Annotated in this window: 5 protein-coding genes and 1 pseudogene; 3 read left to right on the top strand and 3 right to left on the bottom strand. The window is 69.2% G+C overall.

What is annotated here, in order from left to right:
* Both AD428_RS22475 and AD428_RS22470 read right to left on the bottom strand, forming a co-directional pair.
* Positions 1 to 365: pseudogene (locus tag AD428_RS22475) on the bottom strand (MsnO8 family LLM class oxidoreductase); the annotation flags it as partial.
* 195 nt (positions 366 to 560) lie between these two features.
* A complete protein-coding gene (locus tag AD428_RS22470; protein ID WP_053246648.1) occupies positions 561 to 1853 on the bottom strand; it encodes an NCS2 family permease in 1293 nt (430 codons plus the stop codon).
* Between the two features lie 106 nt (positions 1854 to 1959).
* Here AD428_RS22470 and tsaD point away from each other — a divergent pair, with 106 nt between their 5' ends.
* The gene (tsaD, locus tag AD428_RS22465; RefSeq protein WP_053246647.1) at positions 1960 to 2991 is read left to right on the top strand and encodes a tRNA (adenosine(37)-N6)-threonylcarbamoyltransferase complex transferase subunit TsaD; all 1032 of its coding nucleotides are present in this window, start codon (positions 1960 to 1962) and stop codon (positions 2989 to 2991) included.
* Between the two features lie 55 nt (positions 2992 to 3046).
* Here tsaD and plsY read toward each other — a convergent pair whose 3' ends face one another.
* On the bottom strand, positions 3047 to 3685 hold the full coding sequence (plsY, locus tag AD428_RS22460; RefSeq protein ID WP_053246646.1) for a glycerol-3-phosphate 1-O-acyltransferase PlsY: 639 nt from the start codon (positions 3683 to 3685) through the stop codon (positions 3047 to 3049).
* Between the two features lie 179 nt (positions 3686 to 3864).
* Here plsY and surE point away from each other — a divergent pair, with 179 nt between their 5' ends.
* Positions 3865 to 4611 carry a 5'/3'-nucleotidase SurE gene (gene surE / locus AD428_RS22455; RefSeq protein WP_053246645.1) on the top strand — a complete coding sequence of 249 codons (747 nt, stop codon included), beginning with the start codon at positions 3865 to 3867 and terminating at the stop codon, positions 4609 to 4611.
* A 69-nt stretch (positions 4612 to 4680) separates the two neighbouring features.
* Positions 4681 to 5186 (top strand): hypothetical protein (locus AD428_RS22450; RefSeq protein ID WP_200908085.1); only part of this gene is annotated, 506 nt, incomplete at its 3' end.

Here is a 5186-nt window from a genome sequence, read left to right as displayed (position 1 = left end):
GCGTGGCGCCGTCGCTGCCGGGCGCGCGGCCCAGCCCCCAGGTCGATGCGGCCGGGGTACAGGGATTCGAGCGTGCCGAACTGCTCGGCGATGATGAGGGGCGCGTGATTGGGCAGCATGACGCCGCCCGAACCGACGCGCAGCGTGCGGGTCTGCGAGGCCACGTGGCCGATCAGCACGGCCGTGGCGCTGCTGGCCACGCCGGGGATGTTGTGGTGCTCGGCCAGCCAGAAGCGCTTGTAGCCCAGGCGCTCGGCAGCCTGCGCCACCGCCACCGTGTTGCGGAACGCGGCGGCGGCGTCGCCGCCCTGCACGATGGGGGCGAGGTCGAGAATGGACAGCGGGGTGCGGGCCAGGACGTTCATGAGCGGTGCCTCCTCGTGAAACGGCCGCCGGCCCGCCCGGCGCAGAGCGGGTGGTGGATGATGCGCAAAACAGACTCCCTGTACGCTTGCATATAGGGAGTGTATCGGCGAAATCAGGTGCGGCGCCCAGCAACCTTATGAAGCGCCGGGTTGATAGCGGCGTTCAATCGGGCCGATAGCGAGGCGGCGCCCGCCTCAGCCGGGAAAGAAGGCATAGCGCACCACGAAGAGCGCCGCCACCAGCCAGGTCGCCGCGTGCACCTGGCGGATCTTGCCCGTGGCGGTCTTGAGCACCACGTAGCTGATGAAGCCGAAGGCGATGCCGTTGGCGATGGAGTAGGTGAACGGCATGATGAGCGCGGTGAGCGCGGCCGGGGTGGCTTCGGTGACGTCGTTCCAGTCGATGTCTATCATTTCGCGCATCATGAGGCCGGCCACATAGAGCAGGGCGGGCGCGGTGGCGTAGCCCGGCACGGCGCCCGCCAGCGGCGAGATGAAGAGGGCGGCCAGAAAGAGCAGGGCCACCACCAGCGCGGTCAGGCCGGTGCGGCCGCCGGCCTGCACGCCGGACGCGCTTTCCACGTAGGCCGTGGTGCTGCTGGTGCCCAGCATGGAGCCGGCCACGATGGCCGTGCTGTCGGCGAACAGGGCGCGCCCGAGGCGGTTGGGCTTGTCCTCCGGCATGAGGCCGGCCCGCTTGGCCACGCCCACCAGCGTGCCGGTGGCATCGAACACCTCGACCAGCACGAACACCAGGATCACCTGCACGAAGCCGCTGTGCAGCGCGCCCAGGATGTCCAGCTTGAAGAAGGTGGGTGCGAGGCTGGGCGGCGGCGAGAAGATGCCCTTGAACTCGTTGTAGCCCAGCGCCATGGACAGCAGCGTTACCGCCAGGATGCCGATCAGGATGGCGCCGCGCACGCGCAGCGCGTCCAGCGAGGCGATGATGAAAAAGCCCAGGATGGCGAAGAGCGGGCCGGGCTGGGTCAGGTCGCCCAGCGTGACCTTGGTGACCGGGTGCGCGGCCACGATGCCCGAGGTGGCCAGCGCGATGATGGCCAGGAAGAGCCCGATGCCGGCGGCGATGGCGCTGCGCAGCGAATGCGGAATGCCCTTCACCAGCCAGACCCGGATGCCGGAAAACGTCAGCGCCAGGAAGATCACGCCCGAGATGAACACCGCGCCCAGCGCCTGCTCCCAGGTATAGCCCATGGTCTTGACCACGGTGAAGGCGAAGAACGCGTTCAGGCCCATGCCGGGCGCCATGCCGATGGGCCAGTTGGCGATCAGCGCCATGACCAGCGAACCCAGCGCCGCCGCCAGGCAGGTGGCGACGAACACGGCCGAGCGGTCCATGCCCGTCGAGGACAGGATGTCCGGATTGACGAATATGATGTACGACATGGTGAGGAATGTCGTCAGGCCGGCCATGATCTCCGTCTTGGCGGTCGTGCCGTGGTCACGCAGCTTGAATAGCTTCTCCAGCATTCTGGTCCCCAGGGTGTTGAGAGGCGTGTCGAAGGTGTGGCGGGCGCGGCGCGCCCATCGGTTGCAATAACGGCGTATTTTCGCATCAGTTGTAAACTCTGCCGCCATGATCATTCTCGGCTTTGAAAGCTCGTGCGACGAAACCGGCGTGGCCGCCGTCTGCACCGAGCGGGGCCTGCTGGCCCACGCGTTGCATACCCAGATCGCCATGCACCAGGAATACGGCGGCGTGGTGCCCGAGCTCGCCTCGCGCGACCATATCCGCCGCGTGGTGCCGCTCACGCGCCAGGTGCTGCAGGAAGCGGGGCTCGCCCTGTCCGACGTCGACGCCGTGGCCTATACCGCCGGCCCCGGCCTGGCCGGGGCGCTGCTGGTGGGCGCCAGCGTGGCGCAGGCGTTGGCCTGGTCGCGCCGCCTGCCGGCCATCGGCATCCATCACCTGGAGGGGCATCTGCTCTCGCCCATGCTGGCCGATCCGCGCCCCGAGTTTCCGTTCGTGGCGCTGCTGGTGTCCGGCGGCCATACGCAGCTCATGCGCGTGGACGGCGTAGGCCGTTACGAGCTGCTGGGCGAAACCCTGGACGACGCGGCCGGCGAGGCCTTCGACAAGTCCGCCAAGCTGCTGGGCCTGGGCTATCCGGGCGGGCCGGCCCTGTCGCGGCTGGCCGAGCAGGGCGATGCCGCGCGTTTCGACCTGCCGCGCCCCATGCTGCACAGCGGCGATCTGGATTTCAGCTTCAGCGGCCTGAAGACGGCCGTGCTGACCCGCGTCAGGGCGGCGTCGCCGGACGGCGCGATCGACGAGCAGACCCGCGCCGATCTCGCCGCGGCCACGCAGGCCGCCATCGTGGACGTGCTGTGCGCCAAATCGGTGCGCGCCCTGAAGCAGACCGGGCTCAAGCGCCTGGTGGTGGCCGGCGGCGTGGGCGCCAACCGCCTGCTGCGCGCGAAGCTGGCGGCGGCGCTCGAGCCGACCAAGGCGCGTGCGTATTTTCCGCCGCTTTCGCTGTGCACCGACAACGGCGCCATGATCGCCTTCGCCGCGGCCGAGCGCGTGAAGGCCGGGCTCGCGGTGCTCGATGCCGACGCCCATGCCTTCACGGTGAAGCCGCGCTGGGATCTGGCGGAAATCGCCTGAAAACGCGCGGGGGCGGCCAGGGCCGCCCCCGGCGGGCTGGAGAGCGCGCCGGGCGTCAGCCCGGTTTTTTCTTGCCGCCGATCTTGCTTTCGGTGCCGCGCAGCAGCCGGCCGATGTTGGCGCGGTGGCGATAGAAGAGCAGCAGGCCGATCACCGCCAGCGCGACGCCCAGCGCCGGCTCGGCCCGCCATGCCAGGCCGGAGCCGAAGACGTAATACACCGGGGCGAAAAACGCGGCCACCAGCGAGGCCAGCGACGAATAGCGGAAGAACACGGCAATGATGAGCCAGGTGGCCGCGGCGGCCAGCGCGAGCCCGGGCTGGATGGCCAGGAGCACGCCCAGCGCCGTTGCCACTCCCTTGCCGCCCTTGAAGCGCAGGAACACCGGATACAGGTGGCCCAGGAACGCCGCCACCGCCACGGCGGCCAGCGCGCCCGGACCGATGCCCGGCGCCAGCCGCTCGGCCAGCCAGACGCCGAACCAGCCCTTGGCCGCGTCGCCCAGCAGCGTGAGCAGCGCGGCGGTCTTGTTGCCGGTGCGCAGCACGTTGGTGGCGCCGGGGTTGCCGGAACCGTAGCTGCGCGGATCCTGCAGGCCCATGAGCTTGCTGACCACCACGGCGAAAGGCACCGAGCCGATGAGGTAGGCCAGCACGACGAGGGCGGCGACGTGCGTCAGGGAGGGAGTTGCCATGAAAAGCGTATCCGTTGTTGTCTGGTTAGTGTTCTCGATGGCTGCGGATTCTACCGCGCCGATGCGGTGCGCCGCCTGCGGGTTACCGAGGGGATGGGGAGCGGGGACGCAGCGGACCGACCCGCCGGACGGTACAATTCGGCTCGTCCACCCGCGTTTTATTTTCTTTCGGATGCACAATGCGAATTCTGGTTTCGAACGATGATGGATACACCGCTCCCGGGCTCGAAGCGCTGGTCGAGGCCCTGAAGGGGCTGGGCGATCTCACCGTCGTCGCGCCCGAAACCAACCACAGCGGCGCGTCCAATTCCCTCACGCTGAACCGCCCGCTGTCGGTGCGCACCGCCTCCAACGGCTTCATCGCCGTCAACGGCACGCCCTCCGACTGCGTGCACGTGGCGCTCACCGGCCTCATGGACGCGCGGCCCGACCTCGTCGTCTCGGGCATCAACAACGGGGCCAACATGGGCGACGACACGCTCTATTCGGGCACCGTGGCCGCGGCCAGCGAAGGCTACCTGTTCGGCATTCCCGCCATCGCCTTCTCCCTGGCCGAAAAGGGTTGGGAGCACATCGAGTCGGCCGCGCGCGCCGCGCGCCTGGTGGTCGAACGCCAGCTCGCGCAACCCCTGGCCGCGCCGGTGCTGCTCAACGTCAACATTCCCAGCCGCCGCTTCGAGGACATGCGCGGTTTCGAAGTCACGCGGCTGGGCAAGCGCCATCCGTCCGAGCCGGTGGTGCGCACCACCACGCCCTATGGCGATCCGGTGTACTGGATCGGGCCGGTCGGCCTGGCCGCCGACGCCGCGCCGGGCACCGATTTCCACGCCGTGTCGCAAGGGGCGGTTTCCATCACGCCCCTGCGGCTCGACCTCACCCAGCACAGCCAGCTCGACGAAATCCGGGCCTGGGCGGAGCCGCTATGAAACCGCCCGGCCGCCCCAAGGGCGAATACCGCAGCGCGCCGCACGAAGGCGCTTCCGCAGGACGGCAAGGTGACCCATGCGCGCACGCTGGGGCCGATTCAGCCTGAACGTCTGATCGAAGATACCGGCGCGCGCAAGGCGCTGGTGTTCGAGGACGGCGACATGGCGGCTTTCCTCTCGCCCTGGCCCGCCGCCTTCGAGGGCGGCAAGGCCAACCTGAAGGTCTACGGCAAGGTCTACAGCCTGCGCTACGGCCAGGACTACGCGCGCGACACGCGGTACGCCAGCTACCCGGTCGGCTGCCCCACAGGACACCAGTTCGGCTTCATGCTGGTCAACAAGGAAGAAATCCGTCTCAGGCCCGGAGAAGCCTACGCCGGCCCCGAAGGCTATTTCAAGATCGTGGTCGATGCCGTGGCGGACGGCAAGGTCACCGGCTGGCACGTGGAGGACCGCGGCGGCGCGCGTTCGATCAACCTGGGCGGGCCGGACGTGGGCAACGTCGACCTCGTGCTGGGCCAGGGGCGCGTGGCCGGCCAGGCCATTCTGTTCGACCTCGGCCGCGCCATGCTGGC

It is taken from the genome of Achromobacter sp. DMS1 (assembly GCF_001270295.1).
The sequence above is the reverse complement of the archived record's forward strand: the minus strand, read 5'-3'. Positions and strand labels throughout refer to the sequence as shown.